This is a genomic window from Flavobacterium sp., assembly GCF_044373165.1.
GTDB lineage: Bacteria > Bacteroidota > Bacteroidia > Flavobacteriales > Flavobacteriaceae > Flavobacterium.
In genome coordinates this window covers 1-23696 of record NZ_JBILQL010000001.1, presented here as the reverse complement: position 1 = coordinate 23696, position 23696 = coordinate 1, and the positions used below count along the sequence as shown (strand labels likewise).

Here is a 23696-nt window from a genome sequence, read left to right as displayed (position 1 = left end):
TTAAACACTGTCAATAAAACTAAACGACTATTTCAACAGTAACACTGATTAAAGCAGCGTAAAACAAAGAAATAATTTTCAATTTTACTGAATTACTAATGTTGGGAGAAAAGCATAGAATTTACCCACACCCAAACCTTTTGTCCCGAAAGTTTGTTACTCAATGAATTAGGCAGGTCTCCTGGCTCGCGTCTTGTTGTTGACCTTCTCATTCCTAAACGGAACAATGGTGTTGCAGATAACAACAAGCTTGATAGCTTACAGTTGCGGGAACAGCTTTGGTATTCCACCAAATTCCCTTTTAATGCGATTTTGAAAAACAGAAATCGCAACCTTAATTCGATTGCAAATGTAAAAGAAATAATGCAACTTCAAAGTTGAAGACTGAATTTATTCTTCCTTTTTCTTGGAAAACCTGACAATCAACCAAATAAATCCAACCAAAAAATGCAATAGAATAATCGCGCCTACGATATAGATGAAAGTATTGGAACTGTCTCTCATGGGTTTAATTTTCAGTAAATTTACAACGTGAAATGTTTTGGTTTGGCAGCAAATGTTACCAAAGTCTAAATATTAAGCAACAATCTTATACTTTTGCAAAAATTCATTTGATGAAAAGCTTTATTCGTTTCCTGTTGTTAGTTGTCCTTGGATTGTCATCAGTACAATGCAAAAAAGAAACCATCGCTTCAAACGTAATAACTCCCGAAAACACTATACGGTATGCCAAAGGTTTTTCCATTCAAAACTACGAAGGCTATACCATAGTAACTGTACAAAATCCGTGGCCTAAAGCCACTAAAACTTATACTTATATTTTAAAAGAAAAAAACGGTACAATACCCGATAGTTTACAACAAAACACTATTATTCCGGTACCGATTAAAAGTATAGTGGTTACCTCAACAACTCATATTCCCTCGTTGGAAATACTCAAAAAAGAGAAAACTTTGGTGGGTTTTCCACACTTGAATTACATTTCTTCTGAAAAAGTCAGAGCCCAAATTGAAGCCGGAAAGGTGAAAGAATTGGGTATGAACCAAAGTTTAAACACCGAAGTACTGCTCAATTTGCAACCCGATGTGATTATCGGTTACGGTATCGACAATAACAATCCAACATTAGAAAATCTGCAAAAAAGCGGTCTAAAAGTCATGCTGAACGGCGACTGGAATGAAGAAACTCCTTTAGGTAAAGCCGAATGGATTAAGTTTTTCGGGGCTTTGTACGGTCAGCAAAAAAAAGCCAATGAAATCTTTGCTAAGATTGAAAAGGAGTATTTGAAAACCATTAAAATTGCCCAAAGTGCTGTGGCAACACCTACCATTTTGGCCGGAGACATGTTTGAAGACCGTTGGTATTTGCCCAAAGGTAACAGTTGGGGAAGCTTACTTTTAAAAGAAGCCAAAGGGCAATATTTGTGGGCTGCTACCAAAGGAACCGGAAGTTTATCACTTTCCTTTGAAGCAGTGCTGGAAAAAGCGCAAAACGCCGATATTTGGATTACTTCCGGACAGTTTGATTCATTGCATGAGATGACAATGACCAACCCGCATTATGCTCAATTTAAAGCATTCCAAAATAAAAATGTATATTCGTTCAGTGGCAGAAAAGGAAAAACCGGCGGTATCTTGTACTATGAATTGGCACCGAATCGTCCGGATATTGTTTTGAAAGACATTGTCAAGATTTTACATCCCGAACTGCTGACGAGTTACAAACCATTCTTTTTCGAGAAATTACAATAATTTGAAAAATCAAAGTCGAAATACTTTACTCTTCACCTCTTTGTCATTGCTATTGTTATTGGCATTGCTCTTGAATATTTCCTTTGGTCAAGTAGCCATTCCTATAAAAGAAACATTTAAAAGTTTGTTTGGCGGTCAAGCCGAAAAAGAAACTTGGGAATACATCATTGTCAATTTCAGATTGCCTAAAGCCATTACTGCGATATTGGTTGGTATGGGATTGTCGGTCAGCGGTTTATTAATGCAAACCTTTTTTCGAAATCCTATGGCCGGACCTTATGTGTTAGGGTTGAGTTCGGGTTCGAGTTTAGGCGTGGCTTTTGTATTGTTAGGTGCCGGATTTTTACCCAAACTCTTCTCGCAATTTTTGTTGTCATCTTACGGTATCATATTAGCGTCTTGTTTGGGAAGTTTGTTTGTTTTATTGATGATTTTGGTAGTTTCGCAACGACTGCGTGATACCATGTCGATACTCATTATCGGATTAATGTTCAGCAGTTTTACCGGAGCTATTGTAAGTGTATTAAGCTATTTCAGTACCGCTGAACAACTCCAAAAATACACCTTTTGGTCTATGGGAAGCATCGGCAATTTGTCTTGGGAAAGTATCTTGTTGCTCTCTATTTCGGTTGCGGTTGGCTTGTTGCTGAGTTTGCTAACTTTAAAACCGTTAGACGCTTTATTGTTGGGCGAAAACTATGCAAAAAGTATGGGATTGGACCTCAAAAAAGCCCGTTACGCAATCATACTGGCCACCAGTATTTTGGCGGGAAGTATTACCGCTTTTGCCGGTCCGATTGCTTTTGTCGGTTTAGCGGTACCGCATTTGTCTAAATTATTATTCCAAACCAGCAACCATCGCATTTTATTTGTCAGTACTTTGCTTATTGGCGCTATCATCATGCTTTTTTGTGATACAATTTCGCAAATGCCCGGTTTTGATTTTACATTGCCTATCAATGCCATCACTTCTATTGTTGGTGCGCCGGTAGTAGTTTGGTTGATTGTCAGAAAAAAAAGTTTGTCATAGATGGGTTCCGATAAATACATAATCACAACAAAAGATTTGAGCATTGGTTACCATGCCAAAGGCAAAACCAATACCATAGCAGACCAAATGAATTTTGGTTTGGCTTCAGGACAACTGATTTCGTTGGTTGGAGCAAATGGGATTGGAAAATCTACTTTGTTGCGGACTTTAACCGGGATTCAGAAACCCTTGCAAGGATCGGTTTATTTGAATGATAAAAACATCCATCAAATCCCTACAATTGAATTGGCACAAAAACTGAGTTTGGTGTTAACCGAAAATTTACCGCCGAATAACTTAACGGTTTACGAGTTGATAGCCTTGGGAAGACAACCTTACACCAATTGGCTCGGCCAACTATCCGAAGACGACCATCAAAAAATAAAACAAGCGATTGCCTTGACAAATATTGAGCATTTGGTTTCCAAAAAGCATTATGAAATCAGTGATGGGCAATTGCAAATTGTACTTATAGCCAGAGCTTTGGCACAGGATACACCGCTGATTATTTTAGATGAACCGACTACGCATTTGGATTTGTTGCACAAAGTTTCTGTCTTTAAACTGTTGAAGAAGCTGTCTTTGGAAACCGACAAATGCATACTGTTTTCTACGCATGATGTCGACTTGGCCATACAACTCAGTAATCAAATGATTGTCATGACCGATAGCAAAGTCTACTATGACCAACCTTGCAACCTGATTTCACAAGGCGTTTTCAATACCCTTTTTAAAGATGACTCCATCACTTTTGATGGCGAAAAAGGAAAGTTTATCATTTCCTGAGACTTAATCTACTTCAAACTAAGCTGGCGTTTGGCTTCACCAACTACAAAAGCTACTGAATTGGCAATGTTGTAACTACGAATCAGTTTCGACATGGGTATGGTTAAATGATTTTCAAATTGGGCTAAAACTTCCTGACTTAATCCAACGCTTTCTTTCCCGAAAACCAACCAATCTTCGTCTTGAAATTCGGTTTCATAAATCGATTTTGAAGCATGAGAACTCATTAGAAAAACTCTTGATTTGTTAGGTATTTGTGCTATCCAATCGGCTACGGTATCGTATTCTTTCCAATCCAAATGCACCCAATAATCCAAGCCTGAACGCTTTAAATTTTTATCGGTAATTTCAAAACCATAAGGCTTAACCAAGTGCAATCGGTTTTCGGTACCAACGCAAAGACGACCGATATTACCGGTATTGTTAGGGATTTCGGGTTCGACAAGAACGATATTTAACATGTTGGAGAATTTGTATTTTTAGAGTTCGAATTGATCTAGTTTAAGTACTTCACCTGCTTTTAGGTTTTGCAAAGTTAGGTTTCCTACCCGAATTCTGACTAATCGCAAGGTAGGAAATCCTACGGCAGCAGTCATTTTTCTAACTTGGCGGAATTTACCTTCGGTAAGTGTTATAGACACCCAACTCGTTGGTCCGTGGCGTTCGTCTCGAATTTTTCTTCCTTCGCCTATGAATTCGGGTAATTGAGAGAGGATTTGAGCTTCACAGTTCTTGGTGACATAACGAACCCCTTTGAATCCGATTTCGACACCCTTTTTTAATTGTGCTATCGCTTCGGGAGTTATGATACCATCGACTTGTGCGTAATATTCTTTTTCAATTGTTTTACTTCGCACTAATTCGCTCATCATACCATCTGTGGTCAACAAAAGTAAGCCTTCCGAATCTTCATCGAGCCTTCCTATGGCCATGGTTCCTTCAGGAAAATCATAAATTGCTCCCAATAGCTTTTTGTGCCGTTTTTTTTCATAAACAAACTGACTCAGATAGCCGTGTGGTTTGTGCAATAAAAAATGATGGTGTTTCATGACTTAATTGGAACAAAAATAGAAAGACCATCGCAACGGATGGTCTTTAGTAACTATTATTTTAGAAAATTATTGTCGGCTTTGAACATAATCTGACAAGGCATCTACATTACTGCTGAAAGAAAAAATACCATTCAACTTGAAATAATTTCTTGGTTCTATACAGAAATCGTATGCATATTTAGCAAATTCCAATTTATTATCTTCAAAATTGAAGGTATTTGCAATTTGGATAATTTGATCCACATTCAAACAATTTGCCGTGATTACCTGCTTGGCTGTTTTCAGTTGAGTATCTTCAAAGTTTTGACTTTTGATAGTGGCCAAAGCAGCATTAAAGTTACCAGGAGTCATACAACTTCTTCCATTACATCCTCTAACCGGTGCAGGAGCATCATAATCTATAGCATGACTGCCTCCAACTGTTGTAGTGGTAGTGGTAGTTTGTGTTACAGCTCCGCCGCCCATAGTATCGTTAATGGTTACTCCCATATTCACACCGCCAACATTAACCCCAACGCCAACGGAAGCACCGCCTGTTTGAGTAGTGGTTGTAGTAGTAGTTTGTGTAACACCTCTAACCGGTTGTTGTACCGGAACAGCTACAGGAACCGGACGAGGTTGTCCGTAGTGGATAACATGTACATTGGAAGGCGGAATAAAATCAGGTTGTACCGGAATAGATGAAAAATAGTTCATCTTCATTTTGGTCTTGTTGTTTTTGTCTCTCCTAATTTTGTAGGTTACATCCGCAAAAATACCATCAACATCGGTTAACATGAGATTGTTTTTGGTAATATCCATCAAACTCTTATCTTCAAATCTGATTTTGGCATTGTAGTAAGGTTGATTCAAATCTTCCACTCTTAAGTTGGTTTGCGGAACATCATTAATGACTTCACCATTAAGAATTAGGGTAAACTTATCACCGTCTTCCGAAAAAATTGTCAAATGACCAACCGGTCCCAATTGGGCAAAAGAAAGCGAAGTGAAAAGTAAAAGAGCTGAAAAGGTAATTCTTTTAATCATAGCTTAAAGGTTTAAAATAGGTTTAAATAATTATTGTCTTCTGAATTTGCAGTTTTCAAAAACGATGCCAATTTAAAAAACAATTTTCAAATTACTGCATAAAGATTTCAAAACTCTGTATATTTAGACTTTTATTTTCTAAAACCACATGAACGATAATCTAATGATAATCATCGCTTTTATTATTGCCTTAGCCATTGGAATTTTCTTGGGCAAAACACTTTTAGCCGCAAAATCGCAATCGGATAAAGCCTCATTGGAAGAAAAAGTAAACGGCTTGCTACTACAAATTGAGCAATTCAAAAACCAAGTCAGTCAAACCATTTTGGAGCGCGAAAACATTCGTACTGAGAAAGAAGCGTTGGCCATTCAGTTATCCAAAAAAGAAACTGATTTTGAAAATCTATGGGAACGGCACAAAGAACAAAAAGAAGAAGTAGAAAAACTTCAGGAAAAGTTCACTAAAGAGTTTGAAAATTTAGCCAACAAGATCTTGGAAGAAAAAACAGTCAAGTTTACCGAACAAAACAAAGAAAATCTCAAAAACATACTTTCGCCTTTACAAGACAAAATACAGTTGTTTGAAAAGAAAGTCGAAGACACGCACAAAGAAAGCATCGATTATCATGCGGCTTTGCGTCAGCAAATTTTAGGTTTGCGCGAAATGAATGAGCAAATGAGCAAGGAAACTTTAAACTTAACCAAAGCGCTCAAAGGCGACAGTAAAATGCAAGGGAATTGGGGCGAGTTGGTTTTAGAACGAGTTTTGGAAAAATCGGGTTTAGAAAAAGGCCGCGAATACGAAGTGCAGCAAAGTTTTGTAACCGAAGAGGGCAATAGAGTATTTCCCGATGTAGTGATTAATTTGCCGGATGGTAAGAAAATGGTAGTTGATTCTAAAGTAACTTTAACCGCCTATGAACGATACATAAATAGCGAAGACGATACCGAGAAGTCACAATTTATGAAGGAGCATCTCTTGGCTATCAAACGTCATATTGACCAATTGAGTGAAAAAAACTACCACGATTTGTATCAGATGGAAAGCCCTGACTTTGTATTGCTTTTCATTCCTATTGAATCAGCTTTTGCCTTGGCATTGAATGAAGATACGAGTCTGTACAACAAAGCATTTGAGAAAAATATAGTTATAGTAACGCCTTCCACATTACTGGCTACTTTACGAACAATTGACAGCATGTGGACGAATCAAAAACAACAAGAAAATGCGCTTGAAATTGCTCGTCAAGCCGGAGCTTTGTATGATAAATTTGAAGGTTTCGTGTCGGATTTGGTTAAAATCGGCAAAAAAATGGACGAAGCTAAAGTAGAATATGGCAATGCCATGAACAAACTTTTTGATGGCAAGGGAAATCTTATCAACAGTGTGGAAAAATTGAAAAAAATGGGAGCCAAAGCTAAAAAATCATTACCGGAAAACATCTTGCAACGCGCTGATAAAAATTTGGAATAATCGATATTAACCTCAGTAAAAATACACAAAATAAAATCTTTTCTTAAAAAACCCAAAAGTATTCTGAGGAAAATTGTTAATTTTTAGATTGTTACCAAAATATTGTTATATTTGGACTGCATTTTAAAAATCCTATGAAAAAGAATTACTTACAAGCACTCCTTTTAGTTTTTACGTTAACCTTTTTCTCATCATGTTCTAATAATGATGATGAGGAATACACACCGGTATCACCTGTGGTGGTTGATTTAACTCAAGTACCTTATCCTAAATTATCAGATTATAAATTTTTTGAAGGTGCCATGAAAAATTTATCTCCTTCATTAAATGTGATTCCTTATGAACCTGCCAGCGTTTTGTTCAGCGATTACGCTCACAAAAAAAGATTTGTTTGGATGCCTGATGGAACAAAGGCCACTTTTAACGGTGACGATGAAGTATTGAATTTACCCGTTGGAGCTGTATTAATCAAGAATTTCTTCTACGACAAAATACAACCTTCAAACACAGCTTTCATAATTGAAACACGTTTGATGATTCGAAAAGCTGATGGCTGGATGTTTGTTGATTATGTATGGAATGACGAGCAAACAGAAGCTTTTTTGGATTTAAACGGAAGTTACAAACAAATTTCTTTTAAAGATGACAACAACGTTCTTCGCAATGTAAATTACAGAATACCTTCTGAAGCGCAATGTATTGTTTGCCACAAATACAAAGAAACAATTAACGGAGAAGAAGTAACCACTTTTATTCCAATTGGAATTAAACCGCAAAACCTTAACTTTAATTACAATTACGGAAATGAAACCAAAAACCAATTAACTAAGTGGATAGAACAAGGTTACTTGGAAAACAGTTTTACTTTCCCGACTGCTGATCACACCACAATAAATTACACCGACGCAACCCAACCTTTGGAAAAAAGAGCCCGTTCCTATTTTGATATTAACTGTGCACATTGTCACAGAGAATCAGGGCATTGTGATTACAGACCGTTACGCTTGAGTTTTACTGAAACCGGTGGAATAAACGGTCACACTAATATGGGGGTTTGTGTTTCTACTGTTGACATGCAGGATTTTGATCCTGAATTGAATAATTTGATTACACCAAGCAAACCATCACAATCTATGTTATTTTTCAGAATGAACACTACCAATGAAAGCTATATGATGCCATTACACGGAAGATCATTGATTCATGACGAAGGTGTTGCCTTGATAGAAGAATGGATTAATGCCTTACAAAATTGTCCATAAAACACTAAATCAATTAAAAAACCAAAAATAAAAAATGAAAAAAATTACACTTTTAATTACTTTGCTCTTAGGAAGTGCTTTGTCATTCGCCCAAGATACTTGTGCAACGGCATCACCTATAACATCAGCAGGAACTTATACAATAAGTGCAATAAACGGGTTACAACTTCCTACTATTACTTGTAATTACAGCAATAATAACATAACCGCAGTAGAATGGTATGCCTATACACCATCTCAAAATTATACAGTTACTGTATCTTCTGATTTGCCTGAAAATATTTGTAGGGATACTAGACTAAGAATTTACACCGGTAATTGTACAACTATGACTTGTGTTACCGCCGATGATGACTCCGGTATTTTAGCTTGTAATTCTGGTAACACCAACTCCTTTTTATCCAAAGCAACCTTTAATGCGGTTGCCGGACAAACTTATTATATTGTATGGGATAACCGATACCAATCTACGGGCTTTAACTTTCAAGTGACGGAAATACCAGCGGGTTATAACCCGTGTAATGCTGCAATCGCAATTTCCGCCGGAACAACAAATGTAGCCAGTATTGACCAAACCAACATCAATACCAGTTGTTCTACGGCTTCATTGTCAAAATGGTATTCTTACACACCAACAGTAAACGCTAATGTTACCATCTCATCTGACTTGGTAATCAATACCTGTAAAGATACTAATGTTAGTATATATACCGGAAATTGTACTTCAGGCTTAAGTTGTGTGGGTAGTGATGATAATTCCGGAGTTATTGCTTGTACTACAGGCAACAGCAACTCAAACCTTTCAACTTACTCTTTCATAGCCTCAGCGGGTACCACTTATTACATTGTTTGGGATAATAAATGGAGTGCCGATGGTTTCAACTTTATCATTACAGAAACTCCAATTGTAGTTCCAATTAGTTATAACAATCAAACAATTTCTACTATCACTACCGGTAATAACATTTATAACATTGCCATTGTCGATATGAATGGAGATTACAAAGATGATATTGTTGGGGTGAGTACCAACAACTTAAGAGTACACTTCCAAGGCAATACTCCGGGGACTTTCACAGTAACCGATTTCCCTATAACAGGAACAAGTGACATGCCTTCTTGGAGTTTGGCTGCCGGTGATTACAACAAAGACGGATTTAATGATATTCTTTTGGGTAGCGGAACTGGATTAACTTTTTGGAGATCAGCAAACAATGGGACGGAGTATACGAACATTAATCCTTCAGATTATATCTTCTGTCAAAGAACCAACTTTGTTGACATTAACGACGATGGACATCTAGATGCTTTCTCTTGTCATGATATTGATCCGAATGTATATTATTTGAACGATGGAAATGCCAACATGACTTATTACCAATCAGGAACACCTGGCGCTTATATGCTAGGTATTACGCCTAGTGGCGGAAACTACGCTTCTTTATGGTCTGATATGGATAATGACGGAGATTTAGATATGTTTATTTCTAAATGTTCCGGTCCTCCATGTGAATTACACAGAAACGATGGTAATGGCGTATTTACTGATATTTCTGCTCAAGCGGGAATCAACGTTACGCCTATCCAAACTTGGTCTTCTGCTATTGCAGATTTTGATAATGACGACGATATGGATGTTATTATCACAGCCAGTGCCGGAACACACAGATTCTTTAGAAATAACTTAGAAACTTCAACAGTGGCTTTTACCAACATCACAGCAGGTTCTGGTTGGGATACAAATACTTCTACTAACATCGACAATATTGCCTACGATTTTGATAATGATGGCAAAGTGGATGTTCTTGGTGGTGGTAACAAAATTATGTTCAACCAAGGTAATAATGTCTTCGCACCGGTAAACTACAATGCCATCAGCGTAGGAGCTGTTGGGGATTTAAATAACGATGGATTCCTAGACATCCAAAACGGCACTACCGTTCGCTACGGTATTCCTAATGGAAATAATTGGGTAAAAGTAACATTACAAGGGATTCAAAGTAACAGAAACGGAATTGGTGCTCGTGTTGAAATTTATGGCCCATGGGGAAAACAAATCAGAGACATCCGCAGTGGTGAAGGTTTCCGTTATATGAGCTCCTTAAATGCGCATTTCGGAATTGGAACACACAGTGTAATCAACCAAGTAATTATTAGATGGCCTTCTGGATTAGTTGACACTTACAATAATGTAACTCCTAATCAACCTTTGCATGTGGTTGAAGGTGCTACTTTAGGTTTAGAGGCATTTGAAAGCACCGTATTTACTGTTTATCCAAATCCTGTAAAAAGCACTATCAATATTGCCATCAATACAGCCAATCCGGTTGAATTTGTAGCGGCTCAAATTTATGATTTAAGCGGAAGAATGGTACAACAAACTAAAGTATTAAATCGAACAGTTACTGTTGACAATCTTTCAACAGGAACTTACATTTTAATGCTGAGAGACAATAACGGTAAAGACTACAGTCAAAAATTCATCAAAGAATAACGTTAGCTTATATTTAAATAAAAAAGTCCCGAATCTAATTCGGGACTTTTTTATTTAAAGAACTTATTGGATTAGAAAACTCTCAACAAATTAAATCCGAAAAAGACATCTCCTTTACCCCAATCACCGGTAGTATTCCCTAAAAATCCGGCTTCGTGTATGCCTTGTGAATTACTGAAGTGCATTTGAAAAACATGGCCACCGGTTTCTAAATCTATCCCAATGGATAACGGATCACGAAAAGGTGATGAATCCGAACGATTTAAATGAGCGGCATAATCAATATTCAATGACCAACGTTTGCCTAATTTGTATCTTCCTCCCATCCCAATAGCATATTGACCATTGTCTTGATTATCATCAAGTACAAAATTCTCATGAAAATAGGTCGGCGCTAATTCAAGTGACAAATTAGTATTCACTTTACGAGAAATTAAAAGCTGGGTAACATAAATTAATCGGTTATCGAAGGACATAGTAATTATTGCCAAAATAAAAAAAGTAGACGGCGGTGTTAAAATAGAAGCAGATTTCACAGTCAATACCGATGATTTCGATATTGATATTCCGGCCGTGGTGAGCAAGAAACTTACTAAAAAGGTTGCCGTATCACTCGAAGCTACACTCCGATAAAAAAGCAAAACCATTGGGCTTTTCCTTAAATTGAAATCTTTTCAAAAGAATTTAGTTTATCAATATGCAATAAAGTTCGATTATCATCATGGCTTTTAGAAAACATTGGGTTGAATTTAGCACCATAAACTATCTCATCAAAAGTATACGAAGTTCGTTTTACCACTGTAGTACTAAAACGGTCATCAAAAACCTTTACATAAACCATAATTTCGCCACTTAATTTTTGATAATCATTAGCCGATAAATTATAAAAAGGACTGTTTTCAGTAATCGGATGTACCAAGGTCCAACTCAACGTTAAAGCATTAATTCTTGACAACTCCAAATCAAGATTATAAAACTTATTGATCAATTGGCCATTCTCATCAAGCCTCAAGCCAACGGTCATTTTTACTTCTGCTTCGGTGAGATGAGTATTTTTGTATGGTGTCATTCTAATCATCAAAGCTGTTCCTGAGGCATATGGTGTTATCAAAGCATTTTCAGAAAAAAGCAAAAAAGCTTTCGGCATACTAAATCTCCCATAAAATAATCCGGTCGCAATAGCAAAACTCAACAAACCAAATAAAGCTTCAACTGCAGCTACAAAACTGGTCAAAAATCCACTCGGACTAATATGACCGTAACCAACCGTTGTATAAGTTTGTATGCTAAAGAAAAAAGTTTGACCGAATTTATCCAACGGAGTATCTGCATTAATCCCTTTAAGATGCTCAACTCCAATTAAATAATAAATACTGGCAAAACACAAGTTTACCATAAAATAAAACAAGAGTATTATCAACAAAAACTTCCATCTTGATATGTTAACCATGGTATGAAACCAACTAATCCCTTCAAAAAAACCTATACCGGTTCTTTTAATATTAGCATTTCCTGTTTTAGTTAAAAACCTACCACCATAACTCCCGGGATTAGTTCCAAAACCGGTATTGTTATCTGATTTGGCTTTGGTATTAATTTTTTTTAAAAACTCCATAGTAATCAAATTGCTTTTTCCATTACATAATCATCCATAACATAGCTGTTGCCTATATCAATTATCTCCTCTTTTATAATTTTAAAGCCAACTTTTTCATAAAATTGAATGGCCGAATTGTTTTTATTAACATTTAAAAACAAAGCAATATCATTATTGACTTTAGCTTGATTTTCGATAGAATCAATCAAAGCTTTTCCGGTTCCTTTCCCTTGTTGGGAAGACAAAATGTAAATCTTGTGAATTTTTGTTTTTTTTAAAGAATCGGCATTGTGCTCATAAGAAGCAAATCCAACTGTTTCGTTTTGATCTCGAATCAAAATAAAATGATGGTTTTTTGTATTGGCTTGCTCTTGTAACGACGGTATACTGTACATTCTTTCGAGCATATATTCAATTTGGGCTTCGGTTAGAATATTGCCGTAAGTTTTAGGCCAAATTTCAAAAGCAATATTTCTTACTTCAGTGAATTGGTCATCCAAATTGGGAATAATTTCAAACATAACTACTTTTTAAAAGCTGATTCGTAGGTTTTAATCCAATCTTCAACAGAAATTTTCTGCACCAATTCACCTATCAAATCATACGGAATGTCATCCATCTTTTTAAAACGCACACAACTTTTCCCCATATCGAGCTTGTATTTACATCGTTTGCCGTATTCTTCCACAAACCAATCGTGCAACTTTTGATCGGCATAAATGCCCATATGGTAAAAAGCCACAAAGTTTTTTTGAGAGGCCAAGCCCATAAACGGCAGCGGATCTTTGGGATTACAATGATAACCGCTCGGATAAATATCGTGTGGTACACAATAACCCATCATACCATAGCCCATGGATTCCTGAAAACCTATTGGGAGATTTTTAGTAATGACTTGTTGGAGTTTTTGAATGACTTCTTTACGATCGGCAGGAAGTTCGTTAATATAGTCTTGTGTTGTTTGAGCTTTGGATTGCATGACAATAGATTTTGTTTCTCAAAAATAGAAATATTTTTATAGATTTACGTACTGATTTTTATTACAAATTTATGTCGAAAAACGAATTAAGGAAAGATAAAACGTGTTTGAATTGTCGTCATGTGGTAGCAGAACGATTTTGTCCCAATTGCGGGCAAGAAAACACCGATACTCGAAAAACCTTTGTACAGTTATTTGTTCATTTCTTTGAAGATTTGACGCATTACGAAAATTCTTTTTGGAAAACTATCAGGAACTTAATTTTTAAGCCTTCTGCCTTAACTAAAGAATACCTTTCCGGCAAACGAATGTCCTACTTGGCTCCTATCCGACTGTATATTTTTATCAGTTTTGTGACTTTCTTTCTTTTTTCTGTCATTCCCGACGGCTCAGATGAAGAAGTAACTGAAGCCCAAAAAAACAATCGTCACAAGCAGACGGAGCATGTTGAAAACTCCAAAACTGATTCCATAGATAATGCTCAGGACAGCATTCAAAGACAGCAATGGATAGCCAATTTGGAACAAAAGGGGTATATCGATAAAAAAATGGCCGATTCTCTGCAAAATGCTTATAAACAGAGAAATCTGACTGATGAGAGCAGTACCTATATGAATTTCGGATACCATTCGGTAGCACAATTAGATTCTATTCAAAAATATGGCAAAGCTGAGGAAAAAATTGGTGATGTAGGATATTGGTTTCACAAAAAAATACTTCTGGCCAAACAAGGTAAAACAAAAGATGAAGTTATGGATAAAATGTCAGAAGTTTTTATCCGTAATATACCCAAAGCTTTATTTATCTATATGCCTTTATTTGCCTTCGTACTTTGGGTGTTTCAAAATAAAAAGCGTTGGTACTATTTTGACCATGGTATTTTTACTTTGCATTACTTTTCTTTTTTGTTGCTCGCCTCATTACTCTTGGAATTGTTTAATTCTTTCATTGGTTTGTTAGGCAATCATTGGGTGTTGGACATAGTCATTTCTGTAGTAGATACGATCATTATTGTGTACATGCTGTATTACTTTTTCCCGGCTCACCATCGCTTTTACGAGCAAAGCCGATTCAAAACTATCCTCAAAGGAATTTTGATATTCTTCATCAATATGATCATCTTAAGTATTATTTTGATTGGTCTATTCTTCTTTTCATTCATTAATATTCATTAATCATGCTAAAAAAAACACTGTTCTCACTGGCGCTTATTGCTCTTTTAACAAGCTGTAGCCTTTCAAAATCAAGCAATAAGATGACGGTCGATTTGAACGCTTATCTTAATACAATCTCTATTGAACGTTTGCGCTCCAACTTAACTTATATCGCTTCCGATGAAATGGAAGGCAGAGAAACCGGTAGCGAAGGCCAAAAGAAAGCCGGTCAATACATCATCGATTTCTATAAAAAAAACGGAATCCCTTTTCCAAAAGGTGCCGACAGTTATTATCAAAAAGTTCCGGCGGCTTTTTTAAATGCCAAAAGAAACGAAAACTTACCCGATTCAGAGAACATTTGGGCATTCATCGAAGGTTCTGAAAAGCCGGAAGAAATTGTAGTGCTTTCGGCCCATTACGACCACGTTGGGGTAAAAAACGGAGAAGTATACAATGGTGCCGATGATGACGGCTCGGGAACAGTAGCCTTGATGGAAATGGCTGCCGCTTTTCAAAAAGCGAAAAACGAAGGCAACGGACCTAAACGTTCTGTCTTAATTTTACACGTAACCGGCGAAGAACACGGTTTGCATGGTTCTCGTTATTATTCCGAAAACCGATTGTTTCCGCTTAAAAATACGGTAGCCGATGTGAATATTGACATGATTGGCAGACGCGATGACTTCCACAAAGAAAGCAACAACTATGTCTATGTAATTGGTTCCGATTATTTATCGACGGATTTATACAACATTTGTGAAAGTGTCAACAAAGCATACATAAACTTAACTATCGATTACAAGTACAACGATAAAAATGATCCGAACCGATTTTACTATCGCTCCGACCATTACAACTTTGCCAAACACAATATCCCGTCGGTTTTCCTCTTTAACGGAACGCACGCTGATTACCACAAACCCGGTGATGATGTAAGCAAAATTGAATTTGATGCTTTAACCAAAAGAACCCAATATGCCTTTGCCATTGCTTGGGAAATTGCCAATAGAGACAAACGTTTGGTGGTAGACAAAAGCGATAAATAAAAACCCAATTACAGGTACAAAAAAAGCCCCGAATTACGGGGCTTTTGAATTTTGGGTGAATGAGGGGTCTCGAACCCCCGACCTTCGGAACCACAATCCGACGCTCTAACCAACTGAGCTACAATCACCATTTGTGGGCATTCACAACCTAGGTTGCTTTTGCGAGTGCAAATATAGTGCAAAACTTAACTTTTGCAAAGGTTTTTTATATTTTTTAAATCAAATCTCCTAAGCTCTTGACAGCCACATATCTCTCGGCTGTAAAACCTTCTGCATAATCAACGCCAATCAATCTACCAAAGTCTTGCGAACGGTAATGAATGCTTTCTAAAAAATTCTTAGTGGCAATCGGTGTTACCGGTTCATTGGAATTTTCAGAGTAGAATTGGGAGGCATAAGCCAATATAGAGGCTGTTTTTTTATCAATAAAATCGGAGATGTCCACCACAAAATCAGGTGTAATGTTTTTCCACTGCATGTAATGATATACCACTTTAGGCCGCCAAGCTTCCTGAACAACACCTTCATGAGTGGTTTCAATTTTTCTCAAACCCGATAAAAAACAAGCATCCGAAACCAATTTGCTGCCTTTTCCGTGATCGATATGACGGTCATCAATAGCATTACAAATTACAATCTCGGGTTGGTATTTGCGAATTCGTTTGATGATTTCCATCTGATGTGTTTCATCATTGACAAAAAAACCATCGCGCATGTTTAAATTTTCTCTAACGGAAATTCCCAAAATCTCAGCCGCCAAACTCGACTCTTGGTCTCTGATTTCCACAGAACCACGCGTACCGAGTTCACCGCGCGTCAAATCAATTATCCCAACTTTTTTTCCCAACGAAACTTCTTTAGCGATTGTGCCACTACAACCCAATTCAACATCATCAGGATGAGCTCCGAAAGCCAATATGTCTAATTTCATATTTTTTATTTTGTTATAGGTTATAAGTTGTTCAACTAACAACTCTTAATGCAAAACCTTGCGCATGGTCATTGATTTGTTGACCGTTTCCATAAATTCCGCCTCCGGTATACTGTCTTTGGTAATCCCGCAACCAACAAACAATTCCGCTTGTTTACCGTTGCGTTTCATACACCGCAAATTAACAAATAAATCGGATTGATCGGTTCTAAAAGTCGCCAAATCGATATTCAACTCTCCCAAAAATCCTGAGTAATACTCTCTATTATAATATTCATTTTGCAGAATAAAATCTTTAGCCGCAACTTTGGGCAAACCGCAAACTGCCGAGGTTGGATGCAAGGTTTTAATAATTTCCTTTAAGTTACTTTCATTATCAATTGTTGCCGAAATATCGGTTTTTATGTGCCATAAATTGCCGGCTTTTACCGAATACGGACTCGATACTGTAAGCTCCGAAACTTTGTCTTCCAAAATTTGGGTAATATAGTCGGTTACCAATCGCTGCTCCTCAATTTCTTTATCTTGCCAAACAACATTGTTTGATGCTGTTGAGGCTTGAGTGCCGGCCAAAGCTACCGTATGCAAGGTTTGTTGGTTCACTTTTAAAAACTGCTCCGGTGTGGCTCCTAACCACATGCCGATTTTAGGATGAAAAAAACAATATCTAAAAGCAGTAGGGTAAAAGGCAACCAACTTTTTAAAAACGGTTTCCATCTCAAAAGAGTTGACTTCAACAACTTCTTTACGTGACAAAACAACTTTTTTGAACTCGTCTTTAATAATAGCACCAACGCCTTTTGCAACTAATGCTTTAAAATACATTTTAGCCTCTTCATCAATACTGAATGTTGGATTAGGAGACATTATAAAGTCCGTCTCGCTAATCTTTTCAACATAAACCTCCGATTTCGTTTGTGGAATAAAAGGAATCGACTCGCCATCAAAAGGGGCAAAAACAAATCCTTTTTCACTAAAATCCTCTAAAAAATACAAATAATCGTTCTCCTGAAATACGCCAATAACCCGATCAGCATTGGGCTTAACATACAATACAAACGGTAATTGTTGCTCTTGGTGAACTTTGACTTTTACAAACAAATCGGTCATGCTCTTCGGGGTAAAATCATATTGGTCAGCTTACAAAGCGAAATGAGTTTGCCGTTTTCATCGGTGATTTTAATTTCCCACAAATGAATACTTCTCCCTTGGTGAATTATTTTCGCCGTACAAAATACAGTCCCGTCTCGCTTGCTTTTTAAATGGTTGGCTGAAATCTCTATGCCTCTTACTTCTTGCTTTTCAGTATTGATAAACATCAAAGATGCGGCACTGCCAACGCTTTCGGCTAAAGCCACTGTAGCACCGCCGTGCAATAATCCCATTGGCTGGTGCACTCGGGAATTCACCGGCATTTTAGCGGTTAAGAATCCTTCTCCTGCGTCGATATATTCAATTTCTAAGGTTTCCATCAAAGTGCTTTTACTCCATTCGTTGCAGAGTTGCAACACTTTCTCTCTATCCAATGACATAGCTTTTTTTTGTAAAAATACTACTTATTTGGCACAAGGAAAAAAGCAGGCAAAATCAAAATACTAAAATTGTCTTTTTATCGTTATCTAGGGAGACAATCTTCAAATTTTCAAATTGACTTATTTTCAAATTAAACTTTAATACCTACATTTACCACCCGAGGCCTTTAGGCCGAATTGTACAACGTAAAAATTCGTAACACCAATGCGCTATCTTATTTTTCTTTTTATAGTGGGTTTAACATTACTCAACAGTTCTTGTCGACAAGATTTTGAATTTGAACCCAGCACCGGCGGTTTGTTTTTTTCTAAAGACACCGTATACTTAGATACCGTTTTCACCAATATCGGTTCCAGTACATACACCCTTAAAGTGTATAACAGAAGCGACAAAGACATCGAAATCCCAACGATTCAATTAGGAAAAGGACAAGCTTCCAAATACCGAATTACAGTTGACGGTATGGTAGGCAATAACAATCGAGTGTTCAATAATGTAGAATTGTTGGCCAAAGACAGTATGTACATTTTTGTTGAAGTTACTTCTGATGTAGCTGAAGCCAATCCGACAGATTTTTTATATACCGATATTATTGAATTCCGCCACGCCAATGGTGAAATTCAAGATGTAGACTTGGTAACCTTAATCCAAGATGCTTATTTTTTATATCCGAAACGATTTGCCGATGGCACAACCGAAACTTTAACTATTGAAGGTATTGAGGAACCGGTTTATGGATTTTTCCTCGACGAAAATGATCCTGTAAATGGTAACGAATACATTTGGGGTAACAATAAGCCATATGTTGTTTATGGATATGCCGCCGTTCCCGGTGGTAAAACCTTAAATGTACAACCCGGTGCTCGAGTGCATTTTCATGCCGATTCCGGATTAATTGTGGGCAATGGCGCTTCATTTAAAGCTAATGGTACTTTGGAAAATAATATCATTTTTGAAGGCGACCGATTAGAGCCCGGATTTTCAGACGTTGCAGGTCAATGGCAAACCATTTGGCTTACCGCCGGAAGCACAGGGAATGAAATCAATCATGTTATTATCAAAAATGCGGTGGTAGGTTTGAACATCGACAGCAATGATGGTAATTTTATGCCCATTAAGAACACCCAGATATACGACTCTTCCTTGATTGGTTTGTATGCTAAAACAGCTAAAATCAGAGGAGAAAATATAGTAATCAATACAGCCGGTATTGCTTCGTTAGCCTGTACATTAGGCGGAAGTTACGAATTCAAACATTGTACGTTTAACAACAATTGGTCGAGTTCCCGACAAGTAGCGGTTTTACTAAACAATTATTTTGAAGATGAAAATGGTGCTCAAGTACCCTTCGATTTGGCGCAGGCTGATTTTAAAAATTGTATCATTTACGGTAGTAACACATACGAGCTATCTCTTGATCCTGCTAGTACAGGTATTTTCAATCATTCATTCACCAAATGTTTATTAAAATTTGGCAGCAGCACCAATCCGCTATACAACTTCCTTTTTGATAATCCGGAAATTAAGCGCAATGAAAACCCTAAATTTTTGAGAGTACAAAACAACCAACTCAACATTGGAGATGATTCTGCCGCCAGAGGTTTTGGCGATGCTGTAGGCGTTCCGAATGATATTTTAGGAAATCCGAGAGTTTCACCATTTGATGCAGGTGCTTATAATTGGACTACTTTTGAGGATTAATTTGTTGAAAAACCTTTTTCCATATTCGCATTTTTTACCCTAAATTTGCACCAACAACAACTACTAAATACAACACAATGATTCATTTCTTCGGAAACGAAAGTGCCACCGTTTTTGCCGTACAAACGCAAAACGAACTTTCGGCAGAAACCATCTCAAAACTAAATTGGCTTTTTGGCAAAGCAAATAAAATAGAAAAATCCGTCCTGACGGATTTTTTTGTTGGACCACGTGCGGCTATGGTAACGCCTTGGAGTACAAACGCTGTTGAAATAACCCAAAATATGGGTATTGAAGGCATCATCAGAATTGAGGAATTCGAAAAGGTTTCAACTGATTTTACCAATTTCGACCCAATGCTTTCTCAAAAATACAGCGAGTTAACCCAAGAAATTTTCACTATCAACATCCAGCCGGAACCGATTTTGGAAATTGATGATATTGCAGCCTATAACCAACAAGAAGGTCTTGCTCTAAGTGATGAAGAAATAGATTATTTGAATGGCGTAGCGATGAAAATTGGCAGAAAACTAACAGATTCAGAAGTTTTTGCCTTTTCGCAAGCCAATTCGGAGCACTGCAGACACAAAATATTCAACGGCACTTTTGTGATTGACGGTCAAGAAAAAGAGACTTCCCTATTCAAACTCATCAAAAAAACATCCGCTGAAAATCCAAATGATATTGTTTCGGCTTATAAAGACAATGTCGCTTTTATCAAAGGACCTAGAGTTACACAATTCGCTCCTAAAAGTGCTGACAAACCTGATTTTTACGAGACTAAAGAATTTGATTCCGTAATTTCCTTAAAAGCCGAAACCCATAATTTCCCAACTACAGTTGAACCTTTCAACGGTGCCGCAACCGGTTCGGGTGGAGAAATCAGAGACAGACTTGCCGGCGGACAAGGTTCATTACCATTAGCCGGGACTGCCGTTTATATGACCGCTTATTCTCGTTTGAAAGACAATAGAACTTGGGAAAATGGCATGACCGAAAGAAAATGGCTGTACCAAACGCCTATGGACATCTTAATCAAAGCCTCTAACGGTGCTTCTGATTTTGGTAACAAATTCGGGCAACCGTTAATCACGGGTTCAATCTTAACTTTCGAACACCAAGAAGCATCTGAATTTGAGGATGAACCTAATACAAATAGAAAGTTAGGCTACGACAAAGTCATCATGCAAGCAGGCGGCATTGGCTACGGAAAATTAGACCAATCCATCAAAAAGAAACCAACAGCCGGAGACAAAATCGTCATCCTTGGCGGTGAAAATTACAGAATTGGTATGGGTGGCGCAGCCGTTTCTTCAGCAGATACCGGTGCTTTTGGTTCCGGAATTGAATTAAATGCCATCCAACGTTCTAATCCTGAAATGCAAAAACGTGCAGCCAATGCCATTCGTGGTTTGGTAGAAAGTGATAACAATCCGATTGTTTCGATACACGATCACGGTGCCGGTGGACATTTGAATTGTCTTTCCGAATTAGTTGAAGAAACCGGCGGCTTGATTGATTTGGATAAATTACCTGTAGGCGACCCAACTTTATCTGCCAAGGAAATCATTGGTAATGAGTCTCAAGAAAGAATGGGATTAGTGATTGGCCAAAAAGACATCAATATTTTACAACGCATAGCAGACAGAGAACGTTCGCCTATGTATCAAGTTGGTGATGTAACCAACGACCATCGTTTTACCTTTGAAAGCAAAACATCCGGAGTCAAACCAATGGATTATGCTTTGGAAGATTTCTTTGGAAGTTCGCCAAAAACGATTATGACGGATAAAACCATTGATAGAAATTACGCTGATTTAGAATACAGCAACGATTATATCCAAGACTATTTAAGAGATGTATTAAAACTCGAAGCCGTAGCTTGTAAAGATTGGTTGACCAATAAAGTCGACCGTTGTGTTGGCGGAAGAGTCGCCAAACAACAATGTGCCGGACCATTGCAATTGCCATTGAATAATGTGGGCGTAATGGCTTTAGACTTTAACGGAAAAGAAGGGATTGCCACTTCCATTGGCCATGCTCCTATTTCGGCTTTAATTAATCCAACTGCCGGGACACGAAATGCGATTGCCGAAGCATTATCGAATATTGTTTTTGCGCCGTTAAAAGAAAATTTAAAAAGCGTTTCACTTTCAGCCAACTGGATGTGGGCTTGTAAAAACGAAGGTGAAGATGCTCGTTTATACGAAGCCGTTCTGGCTTGTTCTGATTTTGCCATCGAATTAGGCATCAACATTCCCACCGGAAAAGATTCGCTTTCCATGAAACAAAAATACCCTAACGATGAAGTGATTGCACCGGGAACGGTAATTATTTCAGCAGCAGGAAATTGTTCCAATATTACTAAAGTCGTTGAACCGGTTTTGCAAAGAAACGGTGGTTCGATTTATTATATCAATTTGTCACAAGACGAGTTTAAATTAGGGGGAAGCTCATTTGCTCAGGTGTTGAATAAAATCGGAAACGAAACCCCAACTATTAAAGATGCTGCTTTCTTCAAAAAAGCGTTCAATACCGTTCAAGATTTAATTAAAGACCGACAAATTTTGGCCGGACACGACATTGGAAGCGGGGGATTGATTACGACTCTATTGGAAATGTGTTTTGCCGATACTAATTTAGGGGCTAAAATCAATTTCAGTTCATTCGAAGAAAATGATTTAGTGAAGATTTTATTCGCCGAAAACATTGGCTTAGTGCTTCAAGCGAAAAACGATACTACATTTGAAAAAGCTTTAGAAGGAATAGAGTTCTTCAAAATTGGAGAAGTATTGGATTCAGAATCTTTAACTATAGAAGATTTAGTACTTGATATTCGTTCTTTAAGAGATGTATGGTTTGAAACTTCTTATTTATTGGACCAAAAACAATCCAAAAACAATACCGCTAGAGAACGTTTTAACAACTACAGTCACCAACCTTTACAATATCAATTTCCAAGTCATTTTACAGGTATAAAGCCGATAATTGACAACACTAAACCACGTCCGAAAGCAGCTATAATCCGTGAAAAAGGAAGCAATTCCGAACGTGAAATGGCCAATGCGATGTACTTAGCGGGATTTGACGTAAAGGATGTTCACATGACCGATTTAATCTCGGGACGCGAAACTTTAGAAGACATTCAATTCATTGGCGCTGTGGGTGGTTTCTCTAATTCGGACGTATTAGGTTCCGCTAAAGGTTGGGCCGGAGCGTTTAAATACAATGAAAAAGCAAATATTGCATTGAAGAACTTCTTTAAAAGAGAAGATACGCTTTCAGTCGGAATTTGCAATGGTTGCCAATTGTTCATGGAACTAGAAGTCATCAACCCTGAACACGAGATTCACGGTAAGATGAAACACAATGATTCGCACAAACACGAAAGCATATTCACTTCGGTAAAAGTACAGGAAAACCATTCGGTAATGCTAAAAACACTTGCCGGAACTACCTTAGGGGTTTGGGTTTCGCATGGCGAAGGAAAATTCAATTTACCATATGAAGAAAGTCAGTATAACATTGTAGCCAAATACGCTTACGAAGGTTACCCGGCCAATCCAAACGGTTCCGATTACAATACTGCTATGCTGTGTGATAAAACCGGTAGACATTTAGTAATGATGCCACACATTGAACGTTCAACTTTCCCATGGAATTGGGCGCATTATCCGAATGACAAAAAAGACGAAGTTTCTCCTTGGATTGAAGCCTTTGTCAATGCCAGAGAATGGATTGAAAATCAAGATAAATAAATTGAAAACCCGCTCCAATGAGTGGGTTTTTTATTTGGGCGTGTCTCGTTCCAAAAAACGAGACCGGGCTGTCCGGGTTACACGGTAACCTCTCCCATCCCTCACGCGAACCATTGCAT

At 37.5% G+C, this 23696-nt stretch carries 20 protein-coding genes, 1 tRNA gene and 1 riboswitch; of the genes, 10 read left to right on the top strand and 11 right to left on the bottom strand.

The annotated features are described in order from the left end of the window. Nucleotides 1-153 precede the first annotated feature (153 nt). Nucleotides 154-352, bottom strand: a riboswitch (cobalamin riboswitch). Between the two features lie 262 nt (nucleotides 353-614). Genes ACIQ32_RS00105 through ACIQ32_RS00095 form a run of 3 tightly spaced genes read left to right on the top strand, consistent with a single transcriptional unit; the run spans nucleotide 615 to nucleotide 3567 of the window. Continuing rightward, a complete protein-coding gene (locus tag ACIQ32_RS00105) occupies nucleotides 615-1751 on the top strand; it encodes an ABC transporter substrate-binding protein (RefSeq protein ID WP_396193602.1) in 1137 nt (378 codons plus the stop codon). 1 nt (nucleotide 1752) lies between these two features. Continuing rightward, a complete protein-coding gene (locus ACIQ32_RS00100; RefSeq protein WP_396193601.1) occupies nucleotides 1753-2781 on the top strand; it encodes an iron chelate uptake ABC transporter family permease subunit in 1029 nt (342 codons plus the stop codon). Beyond that, on the top strand, nucleotides 2782-3567 hold the full coding sequence (locus ACIQ32_RS00095) for an ABC transporter ATP-binding protein (RefSeq protein WP_396193600.1): 786 nt from the start codon (nucleotides 2782-2784) through the stop codon (nucleotides 3565-3567). Nucleotides 3568-3575: 8 nt separating this feature from the next. On the opposite strand, the gene ACIQ32_RS00090 is transcribed toward ACIQ32_RS00095, so the two are convergent. The 3 genes from ACIQ32_RS00090 to ACIQ32_RS00080 all read right to left on the bottom strand — a co-directional run bounded on the left by ACIQ32_RS00090 (nucleotide 3576) and on the right by ACIQ32_RS00080 (nucleotide 5645). Beyond that, complete coding sequence (locus ACIQ32_RS00090) at nucleotides 3576-4028, bottom strand: tRNA (cytidine(34)-2'-O)-methyltransferase (RefSeq protein WP_396193599.1); 453 nt, start codon at nucleotides 4026-4028, stop codon at nucleotides 3576-3578. An 18-nt stretch (nucleotides 4029-4046) separates the two neighbouring features. Further along, nucleotides 4047-4616: a pseudouridine synthase gene (locus ACIQ32_RS00085; RefSeq protein WP_396193598.1), complete on the bottom strand. Its 570-nt coding sequence runs from the start codon at nucleotides 4614-4616 to the stop codon at nucleotides 4047-4049. Nucleotides 4617-4685: 69 nt separating this feature from the next. Further along, nucleotides 4686-5645, bottom strand: coding sequence for a DUF4476 domain-containing protein (locus ACIQ32_RS00080; RefSeq protein ID WP_396193597.1), 960 nt, complete (start codon nucleotides 5643-5645; stop codon nucleotides 4686-4688). Between the two features lie 148 nt (nucleotides 5646-5793). Here ACIQ32_RS00080 and rmuC point away from each other — a divergent pair, with 148 nt between their 5' ends. From rmuC to ACIQ32_RS00065, 3 genes are all read left to right on the top strand, one after another. Beyond that, complete coding sequence (gene rmuC / locus ACIQ32_RS00075) at nucleotides 5794-7119, top strand: DNA recombination protein RmuC (RefSeq protein WP_396193596.1); 1326 nt, start codon at nucleotides 5794-5796, stop codon at nucleotides 7117-7119. Between the two features lie 134 nt (nucleotides 7120-7253). Further along, nucleotides 7254-8381, top strand: coding sequence for a hypothetical protein (locus tag ACIQ32_RS00070; protein WP_396193594.1), 1128 nt, complete (start codon nucleotides 7254-7256; stop codon nucleotides 8379-8381). A 34-nt stretch (nucleotides 8382-8415) separates the two neighbouring features. Continuing rightward, entirely contained in the window at nucleotides 8416-10875 is a 2460-nt protein-coding gene (locus ACIQ32_RS00065; RefSeq protein WP_396193592.1) for an FG-GAP-like repeat-containing protein, read from the top strand. A 71-nt stretch (nucleotides 10876-10946) separates the two neighbouring features. On the opposite strand, the gene ACIQ32_RS00060 is transcribed toward ACIQ32_RS00065, so the two are convergent. From ACIQ32_RS00060 to ACIQ32_RS00045, 4 genes are read right to left on the bottom strand one after another with little or no spacing between them, the layout of a single operon-like run. Beyond that, on the bottom strand, nucleotides 10947-11522 hold the full coding sequence (locus ACIQ32_RS00060) for a DUF5777 family beta-barrel protein (protein WP_396193590.1): 576 nt from the start codon (nucleotides 11520-11522) through the stop codon (nucleotides 10947-10949). An 11-nt stretch (nucleotides 11523-11533) separates the two neighbouring features. Beyond that, nucleotides 11534-12490 carry an ion channel gene (locus tag ACIQ32_RS00055; RefSeq protein ID WP_396193588.1) on the bottom strand — a complete coding sequence of 319 codons (957 nt, stop codon included), beginning with the start codon at nucleotides 12488-12490 and terminating at the stop codon, nucleotides 11534-11536. Nucleotides 12491-12495: 5 nt separating this feature from the next. Further along, entirely contained in the window at nucleotides 12496-12993 is a 498-nt protein-coding gene (locus tag ACIQ32_RS00050; RefSeq protein ID WP_396193587.1) for a GNAT family N-acetyltransferase, read from the bottom strand. Between the two features lie 2 nt (nucleotides 12994-12995). Next, nucleotides 12996-13451, bottom strand: a complete 456-nt coding sequence (locus ACIQ32_RS00045; protein ID WP_396193586.1) for a DUF1801 domain-containing protein — start codon at nucleotides 13449-13451, stop codon at nucleotides 12996-12998. 71 nt (nucleotides 13452-13522) lie between these two features. Between ACIQ32_RS00045 and ACIQ32_RS00040 the strand changes: the two genes are divergently transcribed. Continuing rightward, nucleotides 13523-14626, top strand: a complete 1104-nt coding sequence (locus ACIQ32_RS00040; RefSeq protein ID WP_396193584.1) for a DUF3667 domain-containing protein — start codon at nucleotides 13523-13525, stop codon at nucleotides 14624-14626. Between the two features lie 2 nt (nucleotides 14627-14628). Next, nucleotides 14629-15654 carry a M28 family metallopeptidase gene (locus ACIQ32_RS00035; RefSeq protein ID WP_396193583.1) on the top strand — a complete coding sequence of 342 codons (1026 nt, stop codon included), beginning with the start codon at nucleotides 14629-14631 and terminating at the stop codon, nucleotides 15652-15654. Between the two features lie 53 nt (nucleotides 15655-15707). On the opposite strand, the gene ACIQ32_RS00030 is transcribed toward ACIQ32_RS00035, so the two are convergent. From ACIQ32_RS00030 to ACIQ32_RS00015, 4 genes are all read right to left on the bottom strand, one after another. Further along, nucleotides 15708-15783, bottom strand: a tRNA-His gene (locus ACIQ32_RS00030). Between the two features lie 85 nt (nucleotides 15784-15868). Beyond that, nucleotides 15869-16585, bottom strand: a complete 717-nt coding sequence (gene bshB1, locus ACIQ32_RS00025; protein WP_396193581.1) for a bacillithiol biosynthesis deacetylase BshB1 — start codon at nucleotides 16583-16585, stop codon at nucleotides 15869-15871. A gap of 45 nt (nucleotides 16586-16630) precedes the next feature. Further along, nucleotides 16631-17695 (bottom strand): chorismate-binding protein, encoded by a 1065-nt coding sequence (locus tag ACIQ32_RS00020; RefSeq protein WP_396193579.1) that lies wholly within the window; start codon nucleotides 17693-17695, stop codon nucleotides 16631-16633. After that, on the bottom strand, nucleotides 17692-18117 hold the full coding sequence (locus ACIQ32_RS00015) for a PaaI family thioesterase (RefSeq protein ID WP_396193578.1): 426 nt from the start codon (nucleotides 18115-18117) through the stop codon (nucleotides 17692-17694). The genes ACIQ32_RS00020 and ACIQ32_RS00015 overlap by 4 nt, the downstream gene beginning before the upstream one ends. Nucleotides 18118-18322: 205 nt before the next feature. On the opposite strand from ACIQ32_RS00015, the gene ACIQ32_RS00010 reads away from it, so the two are divergent. Both ACIQ32_RS00010 and purL read left to right on the top strand, forming a co-directional pair. Beyond that, complete coding sequence (locus ACIQ32_RS00010; protein ID WP_396193576.1) at nucleotides 18323-19819, top strand: hypothetical protein; 1497 nt, start codon at nucleotides 18323-18325, stop codon at nucleotides 19817-19819. A 77-nt stretch (nucleotides 19820-19896) separates the two neighbouring features. Next, complete coding sequence (purL, locus tag ACIQ32_RS00005) at nucleotides 19897-23577, top strand: phosphoribosylformylglycinamidine synthase (protein WP_396193575.1); 3681 nt, start codon at nucleotides 19897-19899, stop codon at nucleotides 23575-23577. Nucleotides 23578-23696: the final 119 nt, after the last annotated feature.